Source organism: Streptomyces sp. NPDC002754 (assembly GCF_053592315.1).
Map to the genome: position 1 here is coordinate 1 of NZ_JBSFVM010000045.1, position 23,138 is coordinate 23,138.

At 70.1% G+C, this 23,138-nt stretch carries 17 protein-coding genes; 10 read left to right on the forward strand and 7 right to left on the reverse strand.

Features of this window, described 5'->3' with window-relative positions:
- Positions 1–109: 109 nt before the first annotated feature.
- Complete coding sequence (locus ACWD2L_RS38490; protein WP_451193441.1) at positions 110–781, reverse strand: PepSY domain-containing protein; 672 nt, start codon at positions 779–781, stop codon at positions 110–112.
- Positions 782–974: 193 nt separating this feature from the next.
- Positions 975–1,412 carry a VOC family protein gene (locus ACWD2L_RS38495; protein WP_451193444.1) on the reverse strand — a complete coding sequence of 146 codons (438 nt, stop codon included), beginning with the start codon at positions 1,410–1,412 and terminating at the stop codon, positions 975–977.
- A gap of 152 nt (positions 1,413–1,564) precedes the next feature.
- Between ACWD2L_RS38495 and ACWD2L_RS38500 the strand changes: the two genes are divergently transcribed.
- The gene (locus ACWD2L_RS38500) at positions 1,565–2,098 is read left to right on the forward strand and encodes a TerD family protein (protein WP_451193447.1); all 534 of its coding nucleotides are present in this window, start codon (positions 1,565–1,567) and stop codon (positions 2,096–2,098) included.
- A gap of 28 nt (positions 2,099–2,126) precedes the next feature.
- Here the strand turns inward: ACWD2L_RS38500 and ACWD2L_RS38505 are convergent, their stop codons facing one another.
- Positions 2,127–3,719, reverse strand: a complete 1,593-nt coding sequence (locus tag ACWD2L_RS38505; protein WP_451193450.1) for a flavin-containing monooxygenase — start codon at positions 3,717–3,719, stop codon at positions 2,127–2,129.
- Between the two features lie 3 nt (positions 3,720–3,722).
- Entirely contained in the window at positions 3,723–4,667 is a 945-nt protein-coding gene (locus tag ACWD2L_RS38510; protein ID WP_451193452.1) for an alpha/beta hydrolase, read from the reverse strand.
- 251 nt (positions 4,668–4,918) lie between these two features.
- On the opposite strand from ACWD2L_RS38510, the gene ACWD2L_RS38515 reads away from it, so the two are divergent.
- Both ACWD2L_RS38515 and ACWD2L_RS38520 read left to right on the forward strand, forming a co-directional pair.
- A complete protein-coding gene (locus tag ACWD2L_RS38515) occupies positions 4,919–5,506 on the forward strand; it encodes a dihydrofolate reductase family protein (protein ID WP_451193455.1) in 588 nt (195 codons plus the stop codon).
- A gap of 86 nt (positions 5,507–5,592) precedes the next feature.
- A complete protein-coding gene (locus ACWD2L_RS38520) occupies positions 5,593–6,909 on the forward strand; it encodes a glycoside hydrolase family 125 protein (RefSeq protein WP_451193458.1) in 1,317 nt (438 codons plus the stop codon).
- On the opposite strand, the gene ACWD2L_RS38525 is transcribed toward ACWD2L_RS38520, so the two are convergent.
- Positions 6,906–7,553 carry a TetR family transcriptional regulator gene (locus ACWD2L_RS38525; protein WP_451193461.1) on the reverse strand — a complete coding sequence of 216 codons (648 nt, stop codon included), beginning with the start codon at positions 7,551–7,553 and terminating at the stop codon, positions 6,906–6,908. The genes ACWD2L_RS38520 and ACWD2L_RS38525 overlap by 4 nt on opposite strands.
- Before the next feature lie 155 nt (positions 7,554–7,708).
- Here ACWD2L_RS38525 and ACWD2L_RS38530 point away from each other — a divergent pair, with 155 nt between their 5' ends.
- The 3 genes from ACWD2L_RS38530 (at position 7,709) to ACWD2L_RS38540 (ending at position 14,863) form a co-directional block, all read left to right on the forward strand.
- A complete protein-coding gene (locus ACWD2L_RS38530) occupies positions 7,709–9,307 on the forward strand; it encodes a GMC oxidoreductase (RefSeq protein ID WP_451193463.1) in 1,599 nt (532 codons plus the stop codon).
- A gap of 205 nt (positions 9,308–9,512) precedes the next feature.
- Positions 9,513–13,403 carry a Pls/PosA family non-ribosomal peptide synthetase gene (locus ACWD2L_RS38535; RefSeq protein ID WP_451193466.1) on the forward strand — a complete coding sequence of 1,297 codons (3,891 nt, stop codon included), beginning with the start codon at positions 9,513–9,515 and terminating at the stop codon, positions 13,401–13,403.
- Between the two features lie 86 nt (positions 13,404–13,489).
- A complete protein-coding gene (locus tag ACWD2L_RS38540) occupies positions 13,490–14,863 on the forward strand; it encodes a M1 family metallopeptidase (RefSeq protein ID WP_451193468.1) in 1,374 nt (457 codons plus the stop codon).
- Positions 14,864–14,866: 3 nt separating this feature from the next.
- Here the strand turns inward: ACWD2L_RS38540 and ACWD2L_RS38545 are convergent, their stop codons facing one another.
- A complete protein-coding gene (locus ACWD2L_RS38545) occupies positions 14,867–15,448 on the reverse strand; it encodes a dihydrofolate reductase family protein (protein WP_451193471.1) in 582 nt (193 codons plus the stop codon).
- Positions 15,449–15,588: 140 nt separating this feature from the next.
- Positions 15,589–17,910: a glycoside hydrolase family 127 protein gene (locus tag ACWD2L_RS38550; protein ID WP_451193474.1), complete on the reverse strand. Its 2,322-nt coding sequence runs from the start codon at positions 17,908–17,910 to the stop codon at positions 15,589–15,591.
- Between the two features lie 489 nt (positions 17,911–18,399).
- Between ACWD2L_RS38550 and ACWD2L_RS38555 the strand changes: the two genes are divergently transcribed.
- The 4 genes from ACWD2L_RS38555 (at position 18,400) to ACWD2L_RS38570 (ending at position 23,138) form a co-directional block, all read left to right on the forward strand.
- Positions 18,400–20,052 (forward strand): glycine/sarcosine N-methyltransferase, encoded by a 1,653-nt coding sequence (locus ACWD2L_RS38555; protein ID WP_451193477.1) that lies wholly within the window; start codon positions 18,400–18,402, stop codon positions 20,050–20,052.
- 177 nt (positions 20,053–20,229) lie between these two features.
- Entirely contained in the window at positions 20,230–21,705 is a 1,476-nt protein-coding gene (locus tag ACWD2L_RS38560; protein WP_451193480.1) for an amidohydrolase family protein, read from the forward strand.
- Between the two features lie 140 nt (positions 21,706–21,845).
- The gene (locus tag ACWD2L_RS38565; RefSeq protein ID WP_451193483.1) at positions 21,846–22,502 is read left to right on the forward strand and encodes a DUF4232 domain-containing protein; all 657 of its coding nucleotides are present in this window, start codon (positions 21,846–21,848) and stop codon (positions 22,500–22,502) included.
- A gap of 108 nt (positions 22,503–22,610) precedes the next feature.
- Positions 22,611–23,138 carry an NUDIX hydrolase family protein gene (locus ACWD2L_RS38570; protein ID WP_451193523.1) on the forward strand — a complete coding sequence of 176 codons (528 nt, stop codon included), beginning with the start codon at positions 22,611–22,613 and terminating at the stop codon, positions 23,136–23,138.

Genomic DNA, 23,138 nt, shown 5'->3' on the forward strand with positions numbered 1-23,138 from the left:
GGTCTCGTAGCGGAGCTACTAGGGCATTTCGGCAACGCCGCGAGCGTGCGTGCCAGACCCCGCGAGGCAGACGGGACTTTCGAAACACGCCCTAGAGCCTGGCGGGAGTTCAGTCCCGGTCGACGTGCTTGTTCAGGACCTTGCCGTTGGACGCGTCGATGTCGAACGTCGTCTTGTTCCAGGTGGCGGGTGTGACCACGTCGACCGACCAGACCGTGGTTCCGCTGTCGGAGTCGTCGAGGGCGACGGAGGTGACCTTGCCCTTCTTCCGGTCCGTGGCCGTCCCCGCGGCCTTCGCCGCCGTGATCTTGGCCGCGGCGAGCTGGTCGGTGTTCTCCTTCTTGTCGTCCGCGTCCTGGTCGCTGTCCGCCGTGGAGCCGCTCACCTTGCCGGTGACGGCATCGACGCGTACGTCGGTGCTCGTGCCGTCCGACGCGACGACCTCGGCGTCCCACTCCGGGTTGCCCTGCTTGTCGTCGTCGAGCTCGATGCCCAGGAGCTTGCTGCCGGAGACCTCCTTCTCCGCGGTGCCCGCCGCCTTGTCCCAGTCGACCTTCGCCGCGGAGAGCAGCTTCTTGCGCTCGGTCTGGTCCTGGTTCAGCCGTCCGGTCGGGGTCGCGTCACTGGCCTGATCCTGCTGGGCGGCGCTCTCGCTCTCCTTGGCGCCCGAGGAGGTGTCGTCCCCGTCGTCCGACGAGCAGGCGCTCAGCAGGGAGAGGGCGGCGACGGCGCACACGACGCCGAGCGCACGCCCTCGCGCGTCTCGATTGCTCCGCTTCACGGGTACAGCGTGCATGGGTGGGCCTTTCATGCCGTGGGCCGGGAGACCCGAGACGCTCCCGCGCCCAGGTCACTCGTGCGCCCGCCGCCCGCACGGCGACTCCGCAAACGGGCATGAAACGGACGCCCGCCGATCGTCGCAGCCGCTACGGGGCCCGGCATCCCGACACCCGGGAGGCAGGTCCGATCGGCCGTCAGCCCTTCTTCAGCTCCTCGGCGAGCATCACGATGATGCCGCTGGGGCCGCGGACGTACGTGAGCTTGTAGATGTCCTCGTAGGTCCCCACTCCACGCAGCGGGTGGCAGCCGTGCCTGGCGGCCGTCTCCAGCGCTTCGTCGATGTTGTCGACCGAGAAGGCGACACGGTGCATGCCGATCTCGTTGGGAAGGGTCGGCTCCGTCTCGATCGCCGCGGGGTGGATGTACTCGAACAGCTCGAGGCGGCCATGTCCGTCCGGCGTCTGGAGCATCGCGATCTTGGCGTGGTTGCCGTCCAGACCGACGGCGGTGTCGGTCCACTCACCGCTGACCGTGTCCCGGCCGAGGACCGTGAGGCCGAGGTCGGTGAAGAAGGAGATGGTTGCTTCGAGGTCGCGAACCGCGATGGCGACGTTCTCAAGTTTGATGGGCATGCGCCGCATGCTACGAGCGGACGGCCGCGTTCCGGCGCCGCACGCACGAGTGAATTGCGTTAAGGGGCCATCAAGCCGCTGGTAGCAGGCCATACTTGGGGGCACGGGGGCGGGATGGCCTCTGGTGATTCGAGGCAGAGAGGCGGCGTCCGGTGAGCAGCGTCACGACGGGACTGCAGAAGATCGAAGTCAGGCTTCGCTGGGACCCGAGTCCCGTGGGGCAGTCCCCGCGCCATCTCGACATCGTCGCCGCGACGTACTCCGAGGACGCCCCCGAAGGGGAACCCGCGTACGTCGTCCACTACGACAGCCGCTCCCCCGACGGCACGATCAACATGACCCGGCACAGCCAGACCGGGATGGGTTTCGGCTTCGTCGAGGTCATGGCTCTCGAACTCGACCGCCTCGCGTCGTCCTACGTACGGGTGGTGGTCGGCGTGGTGATCCACCAGGACGTCGACCCGCGCACCTTCTCCGACATCGAGAACGCCGGGGTCGTGGTCGTGGAGAAGTACACGGACCTACTGGAGACCGACTTCACGCCCGTCGCCGGGTCCACCGCCGCGACCATCGTGGAGTTCAGGCGCAATGACTCCGGAGCCTGGAAACTCCACGAGCTGATCCAGGGCTTCGACTGCGACGCGACCGCGTTCCCGGCCGAAATGGGCAGCGCCCGGCAGAGCTGACGCCCAGAGCAGCTCGGCTCAGCTCGGCTCAGCTCAGTTCGAAGCCGTGGTAATGGCTCACCGCGATGCCGTCGGTGAGGTCGCGGTAGAGGCCGACGCCGCCGACGAACGGCATGAACACCCGTTGTTTGCCGGGGATGTTGGCACCCATGTACCAGGACGCGGCCTGTGGCATGAGCGTGAGGTGGGCAAGGTCGTTGGTGGTGTTCACCCAGTTGTCCTCGGCGTCGGGGTCGGCCTCCATGCGGTGCAGGCCGCGCTCGCGCAGGTGCGTGAGGGCGCGGGTGATCCAGTCCACGTGGTGCTCGATCGAGGTCATCATGTTGGAGAGGACGGATGGGCTCTGGGGCCCGGTCACCGTGAAGAGGTTGGGGAAGCCGGCCGACATCAGGCCCAGATACGTGCGCGGGCCGTGCTCCCACTTCTCCCGCAGTGAGCGGCCGTCGGCGCCCCTGATGTCGATGGCGTTCAACGCGCCGGTCATCGCGTCGAACCCGGTCGCCATGACGATGACGTCGACGTCGTACGCGGCCCCGTCCTCGGTGCGGATCCCGCGCTCGGTCATCCGGGCGATGGGCCGTTCGGCGAGGTCGACCAGGGTGACGTTGTCCTGGTTGAACACCTCGAAGTAGCCGGTGTCGACGCACATCCGCTTGCTGGCGATCGGGTACGTGCGCGGGGTGAGCCGCTCGGCGAGTTCGGGGCTCTTCACCTTTTCGCGGATCCGGGCGCGGACGTACTCGGCGACCGCCTCGTTGGCCTCCGCGTCCTTGAGCAGGTCGCTGAAGCCGCTGCCGAAACAGAGACCTCCGACATCCCAGCGCCGATCCAACTCCCTTACGATTTCCTCCACTTCGGTCTCGGTCAGCAGCACCTGCGCTTCCTCGTCGCAGTCGAAGCCCTTCGAGGAGGCGCGCGACACCGCTCGCCGTTCGGGGTAGCGGGCCCGCGCCTCGGTGAGGCGGGCGGTGTTGGGGCCGTTGTGGGCGGGCACCGCGTAGGACGGGGTGCGTTGGAAGACGGTGAGCGAGCCCACCAGCGGGGCGATCGCGGTGATGGTCTGCAGCCCGGAGGAACCGGTGCCGATCACGGCCACGCGTTTGCCCGCCAGATCGGCGTCCTCGTGGGGCCAGTGGGACGTCCACAGCAGCCGGCCCGCGAAGTCCGCGAGGCCCTCGAAGTCGGGCCGGGACGGTACGGACAGACATCCGGTGGCCGCGATGACGTACCGGGCGGTGCGGGGTGCGCCGTCCGAGGCCCGGACCGTCCAGCGTTGCGCCCCATCGTCCCAATCAAGTGCCTCGACACGGCAGTTGAGGACGACATCCTTCCGCAGGTCGAAGCGGTCGGCCACGTGGTGGATGTAGGAGAGGATCTCCGGCTGCGACGCGTAGCGCTCGCTCCAGTCCCACTCCTGTTCGAGATCGGCGTCGAAGGAGTAGGAGTACTCGACGGACTCGATGTCGCAGCGGGCCCCGGGGTAGCGGTTCCAATACCAGGTGCCGCCGACGTCATCGCCGGCCTCGATGACACACGTGTCGAAGCCGAGCGCGCGCAGCCGGTGCAGCTGGTAGAGGCCCGCGAAGCCGGCGCCGATGACGATGACGTCGTGGTCGGCCATGGCTCACACCGCCCTTTCGGCGACGAACTTGTTGATGTGTTCCGCCACCAGCCGCAGCCCGTCGTCGAAGCCCGGCAGAATGCCCACCATCTGGAAGAACGCGTGCATCTGGCCCGCGGCCTCTTCAAGGGCCACGGGTACTCCCGCGTCGCGCAACGCGTGCGCATAGGCGACACCCTCGTCGTGCAGCGGGTCGTACTCGGCGACATACACGAGCGCAGGGGGCAGGCCCGCGAGGCTGTCGGCGCGCAGCGGGGAGGCGTCCGGGTGCGTACGGGCCTTCTCGTCAGGCAGATAGTGATCCCAGAACCAGACCATGGTGTCCCGGGCGAGCAGGAGCTGGTTCTGCGGGGCGACATACGAGGGTCGGTCCAGGTCGCAGTCGGTGACGGGATAGACCAGGGCCTGGAAGTCGATGGCGGGCCCGCCGCGATCCCGCGCCCAACGGACCACCACGGCGGCGATGTTGCCGCCCGCGCTGTCTCCCGCGACGAGCAACGGGGCCCCCTGCGCGGCGAGTTCATCCACATGCTCGGCGGCCCAGACCAGCCCTGCCCAGCTGTCCTCGATCGCGGTCGGGAACGGATACTCGGGCGCCTTACGGTAGTTGACCATCACAACGGTCGCCTGCGTCGCGTTCGCGAGTCGGCGGCCCACGTGGTCGTACTGCAGGTCGATGTCTCCGACGACCCAGCCGCCGCCATGGAAGTACACGACGACCGCCTGCGGGGTACCCGCGGGACGCAGCACTCGGACGCGGACCCGCCCGCCGTCCCGACCCTCGACCCTGACGTCCCGGACCGCGCCGACCTCCGGGCCCCGGCCACTGAGGCCGGAGAGGATCGGGCCGTGCAGCCGGGCGACGGCCGGCGTGGATTCGTGCATCGCCGGGCCGTCGGCCTCGGCCAGTTCCGCCAGAAACATCCGGGTCACCGGTTCCAGTGGCATACGGCCGTCCCCTCGTCGATCCCGCTCGCCTTCTCGGAGGTGATGCGCGTACGGCACACGAGTCCGGCCCCGCGTGCCGGTCGCAGTGCCGTGCGAGGCCCATGCTCGCCGGAGATCGGTACGGGGTCCAGACCTCGGGAGGCGACGGCCACGGATTTGAGGTGCGGTGTCGGGATGCCGATGAATTCCACGGCCCGCGGAAGTCGATCCCCGTGACGGACCACACGACTACGAGCCGCAGGAGACGCACGATGCCCAAGGTACTCACGCACATGACCATGTCGCTGGACGGCTTCATCGCGAGTCCGCGGGACGAGATCGGGGAGTTGTTCGAGTGGTACGAGGCGGGAGACGTGAACGTCCCCAACCCGAACGAGACCGTCACCTTCCAGGTCGACGACGCCGGTGCACAGATGCTGGAAGAGCTGACCGGCAGGTGCGGAGCCCTCGTCGCCGGCCGGCGCCTGTTCGACATCGCTGACGGCTGGGGTGACAAGCATCCGGCGGGCGCGCCCGTCGTCGTGGTCACGCATCGCGCGCCCGAGGACGCCGCCACTCGGTGGCCCACCACGACGTTCGTCGACGGGGTCGAGGCCGCGGTCACCCGGGCCAAGGAGATCGCGGGCGACCTAGACGTCACCATCGCGAGCGCGGCGATCACCCAACAGGCGCTCGATCTCGGTCTGGTGGACGAGGTGTGTGTCAGCCTCGTGCCGGTGCTGTTCGGCGAGGGAGTCCCCTACTTCGCGAAGCCGGCGCGCGGCCACCTCCTCCTCGATGACCCGATCGTCGTCCAGGGGCGCCGCGCCCTGCACCTGCGGTATCCGGTCCGGCGTTAGAGCCTGTCGTTTGGATCATGCCGCGCTCTTCCGCGCCCCACCGTCGTGATCTACGTTTGGCATCGCCCCGCCACGAAAGGCCGACGATGCCGTTTCCCCTCAGCGTCCAGCACAACCCGGTCGTCCAGCAGGCGGTCCGCCGTCTCGATGAGCTCGGCGACTCCCGCTTCGGACAGACGCTGGTGCGCTGCCTGGACGACACGCTGGCCCGCACCATCCGCCCGATGTCCGACGGCACCGCCTTCGTCGTGACGGGTGACATCCCCGCCATGTGGCTGCGCGACTCGACGACGCAGATGATGCCGTACCTGGCGCTGCTCAAGGACGACCGGGACCTTCAGGACCTGCTGCTCGCCGTGGTGCGCCGCCAGTTCCGGCAGATCGCGCACAATCCGTACGCCAACGCGTTCAACGCCGAGCCGTCCGGGCGGGCCCACGACGCGGCCGACCTGTGCGAGGACCCGCTGGTCTGGGAGGAGAAGTACGAGGTCGACTCCCTCGCCTTCCCGCTCCTGCTGGCCCACCGCTTCTGGCAGGCGACCGGGCGCACCGAGCACGTGGCGGGTGCGATGGAGGCGGCGCGCGCGGCGATCTCCGTGTGGCGCACGGAGCAGGACCACGAGCATCTGTCGAAGTACCGCTTCGTGCGGGAGAACGTCCCGCCGACCGACACCCTCCAGAACGCGGGGCGCGGCACACCCGTCGGCGTGACCGGGATGACCTGGAGCGGGTTCAGGCCCAGCGACGACGCATGCACGTACGGGTACAACGTGCCCGCCAACCTGTGCGCCGCCGCTGCCCTCGACGGCGTCGCCGAGTTGGCTCGAACCGTGGAGGATGCCGAACTCGCCGACGAGGCTGATGCGTTGGCCGCGGAACTACGCGCGGCGACTCAGCGGCACGGCACCGTCGACCACCCCGAGCACGGCTCGATCTACGCCTACGAGGTCGACGGACTCGGCAACGCGCTCCTGGCGGACGACGCCAACATGCCCAGCCTGCTGTCCCTGCCACTGGTCGCCGACGTCTCGCCGAGGGATCCGCTGTACCTGGCCACCCGCGCGTTCGTGCTCTCCCCCGCCAATCCGACCTGGTACCGCGGGACGGCCGCCGAGGGTGTGGGCAGCCCGCACACCCCGGACGGCTACATCTGGCCCATCGCGCTCGCCGTGGAGGGACTGACCAGCAATGACCCGGAGCGGCGGCTCCAGTTGCTGCACACCCTGATCAACACCGACGGCGGAACGGGGGCGATGCACGAGTCCTTCCACAAGGACGACCCGGACCGGTTCACCCGCGACTGGTTCTCCTGGGCCAACGCGATGTACGCGGAACTGGCCCTGGATCTGGCCGGGTTCGGCACTCGCTCCCTGTGGGACACATCCTCCGTGGTGTCCGCCTAATACGGCAGCCCCTCCGACGCCGCGCGCAGGGCGACGTCAAGGCATGCCGCGAACTCGTCGTACGAGGCCTCGGGTTGGTCCGCGTAGCGGCGGGCGAAGTCCTCCGCGGCCGCACGCAGGGCGCCGTTGAGGGTCGCCGCGTGCACCGTCACGCGCAGGTCGTCGGCGACGCCGCCGGAGCGCTCCGCGAGCAGTCGGCCGAGGACGGGGAGCGCGTCGTCGTGCGCCTGGAGCCAGACGGCGCGCAGGGCGGGCTCGGTCGAGGTCATGCGGATCAGGGCGAGGATGGTGGGCGTACCTTGCGGCAGATCTCCCGTCCCGCGCGTCTCGGTGAAGAAGTCCATCAGGCTCATCTGCGGTGGCCAGTCGCGCAGTTGGGTCACGGCGAAGTCCAGACCTGCCGTGAGCAGCGGGAGCACACAGCTCTCCTTCGTCGGGAAGTGACGCCACAAGGTGCGTGAGGAGACTCCGACGGCCCGCGCTATCTGCTCCCCCGTCGTAGCGGTGACGCCCTGGGTGGTGAACAGGCGCACCGCCTCGCAGGCGATCTCGAACCGGAGCGCGACCTTGCGGCGTTCGGCGAGCGAGGGCCGCTCTCCCGTCGGCTGCCCCTGCCGCCACTCTCCCCATGGCATCTGTCGCATGACGCCATCTTGTCACTAAGTGACACGCGACTCTACTCTGCGGTAGCTGACCGGCGAGTAACCACCGTGCTCTCGACCGGAGTTGGCAGGCGCCTGCTCTGTTCCCCTGTGCCCGCTCCCCCACTTGCCTCCCCCACATGGTCAAGGAGTCGCTCATGCCCTCCCCCACCAGGCGCGCCCTGCTCACCGGCGCCGCCGCCCTCACCGCCGCGACCGCCCTTCCCTCCACGGCCGCATCGGCGGCGCCCGCCCGCGTACGTCTGACCCGCGAGGAACACCGCGTCGTCGTCATCGGATCCGGCTTCGGCGGCGGCGTCGCCGCACTGCGACTCGCGCAGGCCGACGTGCCGGTGACCGTGCTCGAACGCGGGCGGCGCTGGCCCACCGGCCCGAACGCGGAGACCTTCCCCCGCGTCTCCGGGCTCGACAAGCGGGCCCTCTGGTACGGCACCCTGCCCGAGGCCGTCCGCCCGCTCGCCCGCCTGATCGGCACCCCGCTCAGCTTCGCGCCCTACACCGGACTCCTCGAACCGGTGCTCGGGGAGAACATCCTGAGCGTGTGCGCGGCCGGGGTCGGCGGCGGCTCGCTCGTCTACCAGGGCATGACCCTCCAGCCCTCGGAGTCCGTCTTCAACACCTGGCTGCCCGAAGGCCTCGACTACCGGCGCATGGACCGGGTCCACTATCCGCGCGTCGCCCGCATGCTCAAGGCGGCCACCGCCCCCGACCGGCTGATCGACTCGCCCACGTACCACGCGTCGCGGGTCTTCGGCGAGCGTGTCCGCAAGGCCGGATACGGCCTGGAGAAGATCCCCATGCCGATCGACTGGGACTACGCCCTGGCCGAACTGCGCGGCGACATGAAGCCCTCGTACACGAACGGCGACTGCGCGCTCGGCGTCAACAACGGCGGCAAGCACTCCGTGGACGTGACGTATTTGAAGCAGGCCGAGGCGACCGGCAAGGTCACCGTCGCCACCCACCACAACGTCATCTCCGTGGCCCGCGCCGCCGACGACCGCTGGGAGGTGCACGTCGACCGCACCGACGACTCCGGCACCGTGCTGGAGCAGAAGGTGCTCACCACCCGCGCCCTGATCATGGCGGCCGGCAGCGTCAACACCAGCAAGCTCCTGGTCCGCGCGGGCGCGACCGGCGCCATCCCCGACCTGCCCGAAGGGCTTGGCGAGGGCTGGGGCACCAACGGCGACCGCATCTACGCCTGGACCAGCCTCCAGGAGGACTTCGGCGGCGAACAGGGCGGCCCCGTCGTCTACGGATCCAAGGACTGGGCCGACCCGGCCACCGCGAACACCGTCATCCAGGCGTCTCTGCCACCCCTGGGCCTCGACATCCGCACCACCATGCTGGTGGGCTTCGGCGTCAGCCCGGACCGCGGCCGACTCCGGTACAACGGCGCCACCGACTCCGTGTCCCTGCACTGGCCGAAGGACGCCGACGCCTCGAGCCACCGCGCCATCCACGAGCGGGTCACCAAGATCTCCCAGGGCCTCGGCACCCTCCTCGACACCAACTCCCTGGTCAACAGCACCTGGCACCCACTGGGCGGCGCACCGATGGGCACCGTGTGCGACCTGGAGGGCCGCGTCCAGGGGCAGCGTGGCCTGTACGTCCTCGACGGCGCGCTCATCCCCGGCACCACCGGCGCCTGCAACCCCTCGATGACCATCGCCGCGGTGGCCGAGCGTGCCATGGACGGCATCGCCGCCGAGGATGTCGGAACGGTCATCTGACCGATCCGACGCACGGGGCTCACGGCCAACGGGGCACCATCGCCGAGGAGTTCGCCACGTCCCGATTGACCTGCACGATCCGCACCCCGCGCCCCCGACGCCGTAACATGTCCCGGTTGTCCGGCCCAGGCCGGGCAACTCCGGGCAGTTCGGGGGTACTTGGGTCGCGTCCGCCGGGCTGCCGTCGTCTCGACGTTGGGACCCGATGGACGCCACTCGCGCACACGACGAGCTCAGCCTGCTCGAAGCGGAGCTGACCGAACGGCTCGACGCTCCGGCGCACTTCTTCGCGAAGGAGGCCGCCGCCCCGCGCACCCTGGTCGACATCCTGGACGCGACCGTCCGTGAGCATCCCGACGAACCCGCCCTCGACGACGGCGTGCGCCGTCTGACGTACCGCGCGCTGGACGCCGAGGTCGACCGGCTGCGCCACCGTCTGGCCGCGGCCGGGGTGGGGCGCGGCGACCGGGTCGGTGTGCGGGTGCCGTCGGGGACGAACGACCTGTACGTCGCGATCCTCGCCGTGCTCGCCGCGGGCGCAGCGTACGTACCCGTGGACGCCGAGGATCCGGACGAGCGGGCCGAACTCGTCTTCGGTGAGGCGGGGGTGAGGACGGCGATCGGGGCGGGGCACGCCTTCACCGTCGCGCGGCCCTCCGCCACATCCGCCGGGCGTCCCGGGCTCGACGACGACGCGTGGATCATCTTCACGTCCGGGTCGACCGGACGGCCCAAGGGTGTCGCCGTCAGCAATCGCGGTGCCGCGGCGTTCGTGGACGCGGAGTCCGCGCTTTTCCTCGCCGAGGACCCGATCGGGCCAGGGGACCGCGTCATGGCGGGCCTGTCCGTCGCGTTCGACGCGTCCTGCGAGGAGATGTGGCTGGCGTGGCGGCACGGCGCCTGCCTGGTGCCGGTGCCGCGCGCCCAGGTGCGTGGCGGCGCCGACCTCGGGCCGTGGCTGGCCGAGCAGGAGATCACCGTGATCTCCACCGTGCCGACGCTGGCCGCCCTGTGGGAGCCGGAGGCCCTCAACGACGTCCGGCTGCTGATCTTCGGCGGCGAGGCCTGCCCACCCGAACTCGTCCAGCGGCTCGTCACCGAGGGCCGCGAGGTGTGGAACACGTACGGGCCCACCGAGGCCACCGTCGTCGCCTGCGCCGCCCTGATGACCGGCGCCGAGCCGGTCCGCATCGGGCTGCCACTGGCGGGCTGGGAGCTCGCCGTCGTCGACGAGACCGACCGGCCCGTCCCGATGGGCTCCAGCGGTCAACTCGTCATCGGCGGCGTGGGGTTGGCGCGCTACCTCGACCCGGTCAAGGACGCCGAGAAGTACGCGCCGCTGCCCGCCCTGGGCTGGGAGCGCGCCTATCGCAGCGGCGATCTGGTCAAGGCCGACCCCGAGGGTCTGGTCTTTCTCGGGCGCGGCGACGAGCAGATCAAGCTCGGCGGGCGGCGCATCGAGCTGGGCGAGGTCGACGCCGCGCTCCAGGCGCTGCCCGGTGTCGCGGGCGCGGCCTGCGCCGTGCGCACCGCACGCGGCGGCAACCAGCTGCTCGTCGGCTACCTCGTCACCCAGGACGGCTGGCAACACGCGGCGTCCGTGGACAAGCTGCGGTCCGAACTGCCCGCCGCGCTCGTGCCGTTGCTCGCCCCCGTCGCCGAGCTGCCCACGCGCACCTCCGGCAAGGTCGACCGCGACGCACTGCCATGGCCACTGCCCGACGTGGAGACCGGCGCCCCGGCAGAACAGCTCTACGGCACCGAGGCCTGGCTCGCCGAGCAGTGGAGCGAGACGCTCGGCGTCCCCGTCACCGGCGCGCACGACAACTTCTTCGCGATCGGGGGCGGCAGCCTCGCCGCCGCCCAGCTGACCACACGGTTGCGCACCCGCTATCCGCGCGCCGCCGTCATCGACATCTACGAGCGCCCGGTCCTGCGCAAGCTGGCCCGCCGCCTGGAGAAGTCGGCGCAGGACGACAGCGCGGAGCGGGTCATCGTCCCGGTCCCGACTCGCGCGCAAATCATCCAACTACTGCTCCTGATACCGCTGTTCACCCTCAACGGGCTGCGCTGGACGGTCGCGCTCGCCGTGCTTGCCGACGTCCTGCACCGGTTCGGCGGCCACGCGTGGGCGCCTTCCGCCTCCTGGTGGCTGCTCGCCCCGGCGGCGCTCGTCCTGTTCAGCCCGCCGGGCCGGCTCGCGTTCGCGGCGGGCGGTGCCCGGCTGCTGCTGCGCGGCGTCGGTCCGGGCACGTATCCGCGGGGCGGCAGCGTCCATCTGCGGCTGTGGACCGCGGAACGCCTCGCCGAGCACAGCGGCGCGACATCCCTGACCGGCTCGTGGTTGCAGCGCTACGCCCGCGCGCTCGGCGCCCGGGTCGGCCCCGAGGTCGACCTGCACTCGCTGCCCCCGGTCACCGGACTGCTCAAGCTCGGCCGCGGCTGCGCCGTCGAGAGCGAGGTCGACCTGTCGGGGCACTGGCTCGACGGCGACCGCCTGGAGATCGGCGCCGTGAAGGTCGGCGCGGGCGCGGTGGTCGGCACCCGGAGTGTGCTGTTCCCGGGCGCCCGGGTGGGCAAGCGCGCCGAGATCGCACCGGGCTCCGCCGTCCAGGACCACGTCCCGACCGGTCAGCGCTGGGCGGGCTCACCGGCGGTCAAGCTCGGCAAGGCCAAGCGGGAGTGGCCGGGGCAGCGGCCGCCGCGGACAGCGGGCTGGCGCGCGATGTACGGGGCCGCGGGCCTGGCCCTCACCCTCCTCCCGCTCCTGTCCGCCCTCCCGGCCCTGCTGGTCGCGCGCGCCTTCGTGCCCGCGGGCGCCGGGCTCGGTGAGGCCGTACGCGGCGGGTTGCTCGCTGCCGCCCCGGCGGCCGTCGCCTACGGATTCACGTACGCCGTGCTGATCCTGGCCGGTGTCCGCCTCGCCGGACTCGGCCTGACCGCCGGGACGTTCCCGGTGCACAGCCGGGCGGGCTGGCAGTCCTGGACCGTCACCCAGCTGATGGACCTGTCCCGGCAGACACTGTTCCCCCTGTACGCAGCGCTCGTCACGCCGGTGTGGATGCGGCTGCTCGGGATGCGGGTCGGCCGGGACGCCGAGGTGTCCACGGTGCTCGCGCTGCCCGGCCTCACCACGGTCGGCGACGGCGCGTTCCTCGCCGACGACACGCTGACCGCGCCGTACGAACTCGGGGGCGGCTGGGTGCGGATCGGGCACGCGCGGATCGGCCGACGGGCGTTCCTCGGCAACTCGGGCATGACGGCGCCCGGCCGTTCGGTGCCGGACGACGGCCTGGTGGGCGTCCTGTCGGCCACCCCGAAGAAGGCCAAGCGGGGCAGTTCCTACCTGGGTCTGCCGCCGGTCCGGCTGCCGCGCCCCGCCACCGGCGCCGATCCGAGCCGCACCTACACCCCGCCGGCCCGGCTGCGCTGGGCGCGCGCCGTGGTCGAACTGGGCCGTCTCGTCCCGGTGTTCAGCTCAGCGGCGCTCGTCGTCCTGGTCCTCGGCGCGCTGACCGCGGTCGCGGCGGCGCACGGGCTGTGGGCGGCAGCGCTCGTGAGCGGGCCCGTCCTGCTGGCCGCGGGCGCCCTCGCGTGCGTGGTGTCGATCGTGGCCAAGTGGTTGCTTGTCGGGCGCCATCGCACAGTTGAGCACCCACTGTGGTGCGGCTTCGTGTGGCGGGGTGAACTGGCCGACACATTCGTGGAGATGCTCGCCGTACCGTGGCTCGCGGGCGGGGTGCCCGGCACACCGGTCCTGACTACCTGGCTGCGCGGGCTCGGCGCGCGCATCGGGGCGGGCGTGTGGTGCGAGAGTTACTGGCTGCCGGAGACCGACCTGGTCACCCTGGAGGCCGGGGCGACCGTGAACCGGGGCTGTGTCCTGCAGACGCACCTCTTCCACGACCGGATCTTGCGGACGGATACTGTGACCCTTCGCGAGGGCGCCACACTGGGACCCGGTGGAATCGTGCTGCCGGGCAGCGAGGTCGGTGCACGGAGCACGCTGGGGCCGGCATCCCTGGTGATGGCCGGCGAGTCGGTGCCGCCGGGCAGCCGGTGGCTGGGCAACCCGATAGAGGCCTGGCGCCCGTGAACTGGCGCGCTCCCAGGGCGCGTTGGCCATGCCGTAGGAGCACCACGAGTACGGTCACGAGCACGGGGACAGGGAGCGGACAAGGCGTGAACGGGCAGCACTACGGCCAGCACCACAGCGGCCGGCACCACGGGCAGCACAAGCCGGACCCCTACTTCCCGTCCAACGGGGACCCCCGCTTCCGCGTGCACCGCTACGAACTCGACCTGGACTACCGGCCCGAGCCGAACCGGCTGGCGGGCACCGCCCGGCTCAGCGCCATCGCGGGCCGCGCCGAACTGGACGAGTTCCAGCTGAACTTCGCCGACTTCCGGATCGGCCGGGTCCGGGTCGACGGCCGCCCCGCGCACTACACGCTGCGCGGCGGCAGGCTGCGGATCCGGCCGGCGAAGCCGCTGGCCGCGAGCGCCGCGTTCACCGTCGATGTGCACTACTCCGGGAATCCGAAGCCAGTCAAGAGCCCCTGGGGCAGCCTGGGTTGGGAGGAGCTGACCGACGGCGCGCTCGTCGCCAGCCAGCCGGTCGGCGCCCCCTCCTGGTACCCGTGCAACGACCGCCCCGCCGACAAGGCCGCCTACCAGATCTCCCTCACCACCCCCTCCGCGTACCAGGTGGTGATCGGCGGCCGGCTCCTCACCCGTACGACCAGGGCCTCGACCACGACCTGGCTGTACGAACAACCCGCGCCCACCTCCAGCTACTTGGTCGGCCTGGCCATCGGCAGATTCCAGACGGCGCTGCTCGGCGATCCGGGCCTCGACGGGGTTCCGCAGACCGGTCATTTCCCGGCCCATCTGCTCACCGACTTCTCCCGCGACTTCGCGCGCCAGCCGCAGATGATGGCCCTGTTCCAGGACCTCTTCGGCCCCTACCCCTTCGGCGAGTACGCGGTCGTGGTCGCCGACGAGGAGCTCGACGTCCCCGTGGAGGCGCAGGGCCTGTCGCTGTTCGGCACCAACCACCTGGACGGCGCCCGCGGTGCGGAGCGGCTCATCGCCCACGAGCTGGCCCACCAGTGGTTCGGCAACAGCGTCACCGTCGCCGACTGGCAGCACATCTGGCTCAACGAGGGCCTCGCGAAGTACGCGGAGTGGCTCTGGTGCGAGCGCTCGGGCGGCCGCGGCGCCCACGACCTTGCCACCGCGGCCCACCACCTGCTCTCCGGCCTCCCCGAGAACCTGTCCCTGGCCGACCCCGGCCGCAAGCACATGTTCGACGACCGCCTCTACGAACGCGGCGCCCTGGCGGTCCACGCACTGCGCTGCGCACTCGGCGACCAGCCGTTCTTCCAGGCCCTGCGCGCCTGGACGGACCTGCACCGGCACGGCGTCGTCACGACCGAGATGTTCGCCTCGCACATGGAACGGTTCGCGCGCCGGCCCGTGGCCGAGGTGTTCCGGGCGTGGGTGCACGAGACGGCACTGCCGGAGGTTCCGTCACTGGTGGCCCGAGATCGTTGATGATCAGACGTGCGGGATGGGCCGGTAGACGAGTTCCTGGATGCGGCTGTCGAGCGTCCGGTGTTCGAGCAGCTCCAGGTCGAAGTCGGCCGCGCCCCGGAAGATCGGGTCGAGCCCGGTCCGCCCGGTGATCACAGGGAAGAGCGTCACCTGGACGCGGTCCACCAGGCCGGCGGCCATCAGCGCGCGGTTCATGGACAGACTGCCGTGCGAGCGCAACGGCACGGGGGATTCCTCCTTGAGCCGCGCGACGACATCGACGGCGTCGCCCCGCGCGACGGTCGCGTCCGCCCAGTCGAGGGGCCCTTGCAGAGTGGTCGACACGATCGTGGCCGGCAGACTCGTCATCCGCGTCACCCAAGGGTCACGCACCTCCGACTCCTCGGCACTCGACGCCAGCATCCGCGCGAACGCCCGGTACGTGTTGGCTCCGAAGACCATCCGCTGATCCTCGCGGTACAGGGCGAGGCGGTGATCGAGAAGCTCGGGCCCCTGCTTCCCCCAGTAGCCGGTCCAGCTGCCGCCGTCGGCCGCGCCGAAGCCGTCGAGGCTGGAGAAGACGTCGAATGTATAGGAAGCAGTCATGGTGCCCTCCGCGTCTGCGATGGATCGCGCGTCGGAAGTGCAGACCGGGATTCACGTCGGGATTCATCGCCCGCACCAAGGGCAGCACAGAGTTTCCTTGCCGAGGCAGCACAGAGTCCCTTGGCCGAGGCAGCACAGCGTCAGGGAGCCAGCTCCCGCTCCGCCTCCGCCGCGCGCTCGACGACCGTGGCGCGCTGCTCGTCCGTGAAGAGGCCGGCAGTGACCCACCGGTCCGCGGTCCTTTCCACCCGGCGGACGAAGTCGCGGTGGTCGGCGAACGGCGCGCCGTCCCACACCACGTCGAGGAAGGTCAGGCCCTCGTCGCCGGGTGAGGTGACGCCCTCGACCGGCACGTCGTAGTCCGGCAGGTTGTCGTCGCCCTTGCGGTTGGGGACGCCGGTGGTGAGGGAGCCGAAGACCACCTCGGGTTCGACGCGCTTGAAGTAGGCGGACTGGGGCTGCCGGTCGCCGACGTAGTGCGGGCGCAAGGTGCGGTCGCCGGCGGCGAGGGTCTGGCCGTGGTGCGGCGTGATCGCCGAGCGGGCGTAGTCGCCGTCGCGCTTGAGGTGTTGATAGAGCGTCAGCTCCTGGAACTCGCCCTTCGCCACCTCGCCGAGTACCGGCATCATCAGCGGGCCCCAGAAGACCGACTGGATCTCCGGACGGTCCAGGGCGCGCTCGATGCGGACGGTGAACGGCATCGAGACCTCGACGGTGTCTCCGGGCCGCCAGTCGCGGTCGAGCGCGAGGTAGCTGCCCGGCTTCGGGCGCGGGCCGCTGAGGCGGCGTCCGTTGACCGAGACCGCGAAGCCGTCCCAGGTGTCGGCCACCCAGCCGGGGACGCGCAGTTTGAGGGCGAGCCGGCCGCGGCCGTCGATCCGCAGAGTGCTGCTGTGTTCACGCGGGAAGCCGGTCCTCTGGGTGACCGTGAAGTCCCGTTCGCGCCAGTGCAGGGTGGACGGGATGTACAGGTTGACCCACAGCGTCTTGTCGTCGGCCGAGCGGAAGTACACCGTCTCCTGGTACTTGGTGCCGCCTTCGAGGCCGCTGCCGCCGCAGCAGGTACCGGTGTTGTCGTACTCGCGGGCGGCGCCCGGGGTCAGCGGCTGGAAGTAGGCGAGCTGCGGATCGTCCGTCCGGTCCGTGTCGGCGCGCTGCCCGAGCACCATGTTGACCAGACCGCGCTCGTAGTAGTCCATGTAGGCCGGGTCGGGGTCGAGCGTGAAGAGATTGCGCGCCAGCTTGAGCAGGTTGTACGTGGTGCAGGACTCGGCGCCGTCGCCCGCGATGGCATGAGCGATGTTGTCGCGGTTCTGGAACAGCTCCGGGTTGGTGTTGCTGCCCGGGACGGTCCCACTCGTGCCGCCGTGGGCGAACATCCGGTGAGGGACGACCATGGCGAAGAAATTCTCCGCCGCGCGCCGGTAGTCGTCGTCCCGATTCTGCTCGAAGGCCCGTAGATAGCCGACGAAGTTGGGGACGTGCGTGTTGGCGTGCAGGTGGTTGGGGCGTCTGCGGCCGGGGCGGTTCTCGTCGGCGGTGACGAGGATGTCGCGGTCCTCGACGCACGCCTGGAAGAGGGACTCGCGGCTGTCGAAGAGGCGGGCGGTCTCCAGGTGGCGCGCGTCGCCGGTGAGTGCGTGAATCTCGGCGAGGACCTCGTTGGCGCCGCCGTACTCGCCCGCGATGTAGGTGTCCCACAGGTAGTTGAGGTCGTCGCGGGTGAGCGGGCCCTCGTAGTCGGGGTGTTCGATGTCGCCGAGCGTCAGGGCGAGGTGGGCCCAGTCCGCCATCCCCTTGACGATCTCGAAGGCCTGCTCGTTGCCGGTGAGGGTGTACGCGTCAAGCAGCCCGCGCAGGATCTTGTGCTGGGTGTACCAGGGCGCCCAGGTGTTGGTGTCAAGGTCGCCGCCGTACACGGCGAACCGGGGCGGGCCCGCGCGCAGCACGGTGTCCTCGGGCAGCGCGCCCAGGTAGCCCGGATGCACCGTCCTGCCCTTCAACGCCTCCTGGCAGGCGGCGAGTTCGCGCACCATCCGGTCGAGCTTGTCCTTGTAGACCTGTTCGCCCTGGTCGACGTGGGACTGAGCGAGTGCGGTGAGGTAGTGGCCGGCCCAGTGGCCGCTGAGCAGGCCGCCATCCTCCCAGCCGCCGGGGACCTCGACGCCGGGCGGGTTGGAGCGGCCTGCGGTCTTGTTGAACAGCACGAAGAAGCGCCGCTCGTCGTAGGCGCGGATGAAGGCCTTCACCCGGTCGCGCTTCTCCTGGAACAGGCCCTTGCCCAACGTCACTTCGTTCAGCCGGAAGGGCCGGATGGGCGCTGTGCTGCCCGCACCGACGTACGGCGGGAGAGCCTTCCCGAGCACGGCTGCCGCGCCAGCGCCGGGCGCGGCAGCCGTCTGGGCGGACGCCGGCCAGGACCCGGCCGCCACGGCGGCGGTGCCGAGAGCCGAAGCGGCCATGAAGTCACGCCGTCTTAAGGACCGGCCACCGAATGTCGTCATGCCCCTCCCCTTTCACGGGAGTTACGGCATTGTCCGGAATACCGAACAGCCTCTGACGTACCGAACATTCCTGAACGGGCCCCAAGATCTCACGCGGAGCGGACCGCCCGTCAACACCTCTGCACACCGCACACCGCACACGGCCGCTCTACAGTGGTTTTCGGCCCTGGCCGACTATCGCCGTTACGGCGGTTCGCTCGTGAATGACCCTTATGCGAGCCACCTTCAGCTTTCCCGCCTCAAACAATCTTGATCGGGAGAGGCGCTGGCCAGAGCGGCTCTTCGCCTCAACTCCGGCCCTGTATACGAACTTTGCAGGCATGAGTCCGCGCACTCTTGGACAGCGATCCGCTCAGACCGTGCGGCTCCCGAGACCTGGAGCTCTGTACCGTCTTGGGCTGCCGCGCCAGGGCAAGATTCCTCATAGCTGAAGGGTTCCCCATCATCGTGCAACCGGCCCAAGAGTTCGGCGACAACCCTGTCGAAGTACGCGAAACCGGGCATTACACGGAGGAGTACGTCCCCAGCTTTGTCGAGAAATGGGACTCCCTCATCGATTGGGAGAAGAGGACGGAGAGCGAAGGCAATTTCTTCATCGACCTACTGCGAAAGTGGGGAGTGAAGAGTGTTCTCGATGTCGCGACGGGCACGGGATTTCATTCCGTGGCACTCCTGTCCGCCGGATTCGAGACGGTCAGCGCGGACGGCAGCGCGGAAATGCTGGCGAGGGCATTCGAGAACGGCCAGAAGCGGGGAGACCACATCCTGCGGGTCGTTCAAGCGGACTGGCGATGGCTCAACAGAGACGTCCACGGTGAGTACGACGCCATCGTCTGTCTCGGCAACTCCTTCACGCACCTCTTCTCGGAACGCGACCGGCGCAAGGCGCTGGCCGAGTTCTACGCGATGCTCAAACACGACGGAATTCTCATACTGGATCAGCGCAATTACGACGCGATGCTCGACGACGGGTACACGAGCAAGCATCGCTACTACTACTGCGGTGAGGACGTCATCGTAGAACCGGAGTACGTCGACGAGGGCCTGTGCCGTATGCGGTACAGCTTCCCGGACAGCTCGATGTACTACCTCAACATGTTTCCGCTGCGGAAGGACTACACGCGGCGGCTGATGTCCGACGTCGGTTTCCAGCGCATCGAGACCTACGGCGACTTCCAGCACACCTACCGGCGTGAGCAGCCGGACTTCTTCGTACATGTGGCGGAGAAGGAGTACAAGGCGGAGGGCGAGGAGCAGTACAAGGGCGCCGTCGGCACCGCCCGCAGCTACTACAACTCACCCGACGCCGACACCTTCTACGCCACGGTGTGGGGCGGCGAGGACATCCACATCGGCCTGTACGAGAGCGCCGAGGAACCCATCGCGGACGCCAGCCGGCGGACCGTCGAGCAGATGGCAGCGAAGCTCGAGCTGACCCGGGACTCCGTGGTGCTCGACCTCGGTTCCGGCTTCGGCGGTTCGGCACGCTACCTGGCCGAGACGTACGGCTGCCGGGTCCTGGCCCTCAACCTCAGCGAGGTGGAGAACCGGCGCCACAAGGAGCTGAACGCGGCCCGCGGGCTCACCGACAGGATCGAGGTCGTGGACGGGTCCTTCGAGGACATCCCGTACCCGGACGACCAGGTCGACGTCGTCTGGTCCCAGGACGCCTTCCTGCACAGCGGGAACCGGGGCCAGGTCCTCAAGGAGATCGCCCGGGTGCTGCGACCCGGCGGCCACGTCATCTTCACCGACCCGATGGCGGCGACGGAGGGTGGCGGCGCCGCTGTGCTGCAGCCGATTCTCGACCGGATCCATCTGGACGACATGGGCTCGCCGGGCTTCTACACGCGCGAGCTGAACCGGCTCGGGTTCACCGCCGTCGACGGCGGTTTCGAGGAGCACCGCGAGCAGTTGGTGAACCACTACGCGCGGGTCCTCGAGGAGACCGAGCGCCTGGAGGCGGAGGGGCTGGCCAGAAGGATCAGCCACGACTACCTCACCCAGATGAAGGCGGGGCTCGGCCACTGGGTCGACGGCGGCCGCGACGCACACCTCACCTGGGGCATCTTCCACTTCAGTCTCGGCGCCGATGACTGAGCGGAACGACTGAGCAGGACTACTGAGCAGGACTACTGGGCAGGACTACTGGGCGAGACGACTGAGCGACATTCCATCGGCCGGCCCCGGGAGAGACACGGGACCGGCCGGTCCGGTTCGGCATAGCCTTGATCCCCAACGGCCGCGCGGCCGACAGACGTTCAGAGGGAGCCAGGCATGCAGACACTGTTCCAGGGCGGTCGCGTCATCGATCCGGCCGGCGGGTTCGACGGCACGGCCGATGTGCTCGTGACGGACGGGAAGATCGCAGCCGTCGGCCCCGCCCTCGCACCACCGGCAGGCGCAGAGACGATCGATGTCACCGGACTGGTCATCGGGCCCGGCTTCGTCGACCTGCACAGCCACGTCCACTCCATCGCCGGACACCGGTTGCAGGCGATGGACGGTGTGACCACCGCGCTCGACCTGGAGGCCGGGCTCATGCCGGTCGAGCGGGCCTACGCGGAGGCCGCGGCCGACGGCCGCCCCCTCCACTTCGGCTTCTCCGCCTCCTGGGCCGGCGCGCGGGCCCAGGTGCTCGCCGGCATCGCCCCCGACGCCCGGATCACATCCAGCCTGGCCGTGCTCGGCAACTCGCGCTGGCAACGCTCCTCGTCCCCGCGCGAGTTGGCGTCCTGGCTGTCCCTCCTGGAGAACGAACTGGCCGCGGGCGCACTCGGGATCGGCGTCCTGATGGGCTACGCACCCGCCACCGAACCCGCAGAGTTCCAGGCGGTGGCACGGCTCGCCGCGAAGGCCGGCGCGCCCACGTTCACCCACGTACGGGAACTCGTCGAAATGGATCCGGCGATCCCCGTCGACGGCTCCACGGAGATCGCCATCGCCGCGGCCGAGACCGGAGCGGCAATGCACCACTGCCACGTCAACAGCACCTCCGGACGGCACGTCGACCGGGTCCTCAACACCCTTGAGGAATCACGGCAGTCGGGCTCACGCGTCACCGTGGAGGCCTATCCGTACGGTGCGGGCAGCACAGCCGTCGGCGCCGCCTTCATCGCTCCGGACCGGCTGCGCCTGAAGGGGCTCGGGCCCAGCAGCGTCGTCATGGTCGAGACCGGGGAGCGGATCGCGGACGCGGCCCGCCTGGAGCAGCTGCGGGCCCAGGACCCGGGCGCGCCCTGCCTGTTGGAGTTCCTCGACGAGGACAACCCGCGCGACCTGGCCCTGCTGCGCCAGGCACTCGCGTTCCCCGACGCCGTCGTCGCCAGCGACGCGATGCCGGTCTTCTGGCCCGACGGCAGCCACGACAGCACCCAATGGCCCCTGCCGCCCGGCGGCACGACCCACCCGCGCACCGCGGGCACCTTCGCCAAGACCCTGCGCCTGATGGTGCGGGAGACCGGGGCGTGGTCGTGGCTGGAGGCCTTCCGCCGCTGCTCCCACCTCCCGGCACGCATCCTCGATGATGTGTCACCCGGCGCCCGCGCCAAGGGGCACCTCGGCGTGGGCGCCGACGCCGACCTCGTGGTCCTGGACCCCGCCACGGTGACCGACACCGCGACGTACGCCGATCCCACCCGCCCCTCGCTCGGCGTCCGGCATCTGTACGTGGCCGGGGTGCCGGTCGTCTCGGACGGCGCCCTGCGGACCGACGCGCTTCCCGGACGGCCGCTGCGGGGCGCGGTCGCCTGACACGGCCGGGGGTCTTTGTGCAGGTCCTGCCGTCGAGGCGGCTGTGACAGAACGAAGACACCGTGGAGGACTGCCTGTGACTCGGTGCGGGATACAAATACTTCAGACCGCACACACCGCTCCACTCACGGGGAGACACCATGAAGTACACCCGCATCTCCGCTTTCGCCGCCCTCGGCGTCGCCGCCACCCTCTCGCTCACCGCCTGCGGTGGCGGTGACTCCGGCACGGACGCCGCCGCCAAGGACTCCTCGTCCACTTCGTCCTCCTCGTCCTCGGACAGTGGCTCGAAGTCGGAGGCCGGCTCGGAGGCCGACGCGAAGTCCGGCTCCGGCAGCGACACCGAGGTCAAGGCCAACGCCGCGAACACCGGGGCCAAGTCCGCCGCCAAGTCCACGTTCTGCAAGACCGAGGACCTGGCCATCAACGCCGTGGACGCCGCGCCGGACGAGACGTCGGGCCGGATCAACATCTCCATGGTCAACCGGGGTTCGACCACCTGCTCGGCGACGGGCTTCGCGGGCGTCGACATCAAGGACGCCGACCACACCTCGAGTCCCATCGAGCGCGGCCACGCCGAGCCGCGTGTCACCACCCTGAAGCCCGGCGACTCCGCGATCTTCGACCTCGCCTACGACATCGACGACTCCGGCGAGAGCCTCGCGTCCCCGACCAACATCATTGTGACGCCCCCGAACGAGACCCACTCCGTGACCCTGGACTGGCCCTCGGGCGCGGGAGACATCAAGGGCGCCTACACCGACGTCCAGGTCTACCCGACGCACACCACCAAGTAGGACCACCCGGCGACCGGCCGAGGAGCACGGGGCTCTTGGGCCGCCACCGGCCGGACCCAATTCGGCCATATTCCGGTCCCACTGAAATATGATCACGCCATGCCCGACATGACCGAGACAACGCCCGGATGGCTGGCCTCAGACGAGCTGGAGCTGGTCCGTTCCCGTATGCCGATCCTCTACGTCGAAGCCGTGCCGGTGCGCGTCGCCGACAACGGCGAGGTGACCAGCGTCGGACTGCTGCTCCGCATCAGCCCCGACGGCAACGTCAGCCGCACCCTGGTCTCCGGCCGCGTACTGCACCACGAACGCGTCCGCGACGCCCTCCTGCGCCACCTCGAAAAGGACCTCGGCCCGGTGGCGCTGCCCCGGGTACCGGCCTCGCTGCAACCCTTCACCGTCGCCGAGTACTTCCCCACGCAGGGCGTCACGCCGTTCCACGACCCACGCCAGCACGCGGTGTCGCTCGCCTACATCGTCCCGGTGGCCGGGGACTGCCAGCCCCGGCAGGACGCGCTGGACCTGGTCTGGTTCAGCCCCGAGGACGCGGTTTCGGCGGCCATGCAGAACGAGATGCCGGGCGGCCACGGCGCCCTGCTCAAGCAGGCCCTCGCCCACGCCGGCCTCGGCCTCTGA

Bases quoted from the DNA above. Each gene is read 5' to 3' on its own strand.
- ACWD2L_RS38495 (WP_451193444.1), bottom strand. From the start codon at position 1,412: ATGCCCATCAAACTTGAGAACGTCGCCATCGCGGTTCGCGACCTCGAA.
- ACWD2L_RS38505 (WP_451193450.1), bottom strand. From the start codon at position 3,719: ATGGCCGACCACGACGTCATCGTCATCGGCGCCGGCTTCGCGGGCCTC.
- ACWD2L_RS38510 (WP_451193452.1), bottom strand. From the start codon at position 4,667: ATGCCACTGGAACCGGTGACCCGGATGTTTCTGGCGGAACTGGCCGAG.
- ACWD2L_RS38515 (WP_451193455.1), top strand. From the start codon at position 4,919: ATGCCCAAGGTACTCACGCACATGACCATGTCGCTGGACGGCTTCATC.
- ACWD2L_RS38520 (WP_451193458.1), top strand. From the start codon at position 5,593: ATGCCGTTTCCCCTCAGCGTCCAGCACAACCCGGTCGTCCAGCAGGCG.
- ACWD2L_RS38525 (WP_451193461.1), bottom strand. From the start codon at position 7,553: ATGCGACAGATGCCATGGGGAGAGTGGCGGCAGGGGCAGCCGACGGGA.
- ACWD2L_RS38530 (WP_451193463.1), top strand. From the start codon at position 7,709: ATGCCCTCCCCCACCAGGCGCGCCCTGCTCACCGGCGCCGCCGCCCTC.
- ACWD2L_RS38535 (WP_451193466.1), top strand. From the start codon at position 9,513: ATGGACGCCACTCGCGCACACGACGAGCTCAGCCTGCTCGAAGCGGAG.
- ACWD2L_RS38545 (WP_451193471.1), bottom strand. From the start codon at position 15,448: ATGACTGCTTCCTATACATTCGACGTCTTCTCCAGCCTCGACGGCTTC.
- ACWD2L_RS38550 (WP_451193474.1), bottom strand. From the start codon at position 17,910: ATGGCCGCTTCGGCTCTCGGCACCGCCGCCGTGGCGGCCGGGTCCTGG.
- ACWD2L_RS38560 (WP_451193480.1), top strand. From the start codon at position 20,230: ATGCAGACACTGTTCCAGGGCGGTCGCGTCATCGATCCGGCCGGCGGG.
- ACWD2L_RS38565 (WP_451193483.1), top strand. From the start codon at position 21,846: ATGAAGTACACCCGCATCTCCGCTTTCGCCGCCCTCGGCGTCGCCGCC.
- ACWD2L_RS38570 (WP_451193523.1), top strand. From the start codon at position 22,611: ATGACCGAGACAACGCCCGGATGGCTGGCCTCAGACGAGCTGGAGCTG.